The sequence below is a fragment of the Streptomyces sparsus genome (assembly GCF_054776295.1).
In genome coordinates this window covers 1-889 of the sequence record NZ_BAAHCA010001398.1, presented here as the reverse complement: position 1 = coordinate 889, position 889 = coordinate 1, and the positions used below count along the sequence as shown (strand labels likewise).

The following is an 889-nucleotide window of genomic DNA, read 5'->3' as shown; positions in this document are numbered from 1 at the left end:
AGCGGCGGTGGACCCCGGCGTCGCGGCCGGTCAGCCACCGGGCTCGGCGTCGGGACCGGCCGACACCGCACGGCTGGCTGTGCGTCGCGACCGGTCAGCCGTACCGGGGCTCGGCGTGCATCTCCCAGATGAGGCACTCCGCGGGCCCCGCTGACGCGGAGGCCTGGAGACCGCTCCCGCCGGTGGCCCGGATCGCGTCACCGGGCGCCAGTTCCTCCCCCGCCACCAGCATCCGGCCGCGGGTGACCACCAGGTGCGTCCAGGGCGCGTCCGGCACCGCCGTACGCTCACCGTCCGCGAGCCGGCGTACGTGCAGCACCGCCTCGGTACGGGAGAGCGCGTAGGGGGTGCCGTCGGCGATACCGCGCACCACCTCGTACTCGGGCTCCGCTCCGAACCGGCCCGGTACCAGCCACATCTGAAGGAAGGTCAGTGGTTCCGGGCCCTCGTTGCGCTCGCTGTGCCGCACCCCGGACCCGGCGCTGAGGCGCTGCACGTCGCCCGGGCGCACCACGGTCGCGTGGCCGGTGGAGTCCTCGTGGGTGAGTTCACCCGAGAGCACCCAGGTGACGATCTCCAGATCCCGATGGGCGTGCTCGGCGAAGCCGGCGCCCGGCGCGAGCCGTTCCTCGTTGCAGGCCACCAGCAGGCCGAAGCCGGTGTTGGCGGGATCGTAGAAGCCGGAGAAGGAGAACGCGTGCCGGGTGCTGATGCCGGCAGCCGGATCACCGCCCGGGTACCGCTCGTCCGCCCGTCGCACCTCAAGCATGTCGCCACCGTACTGCCACCGGGCCACGGCGCGGAGCCGCCGCGGGGACCGCGGGCGGAGCGACGTCGCCACCCCCGAACCGTCCGCCACGCCCGCATCGTCCCTCGCCGCCGGGCCGCC

Annotated in this window: 1 protein-coding gene; it reads right to left on the bottom strand. The window is 74.8% G+C overall.

Annotated elements, in window-relative coordinates; genetic code table 11:
* Nucleotides 1-94: 94 nt before the first annotated feature.
* Nucleotides 95-769 carry a pirin family protein gene (locus ACYVE9_RS28665; RefSeq protein ID WP_461030801.1) on the bottom strand — a complete coding sequence of 225 codons (675 nt, stop codon included), beginning with the start codon at nt 767-769 and terminating at the stop codon, nt 95-97.
* Between the last annotated feature and the right edge of the window lie 120 nt (nt 770-889).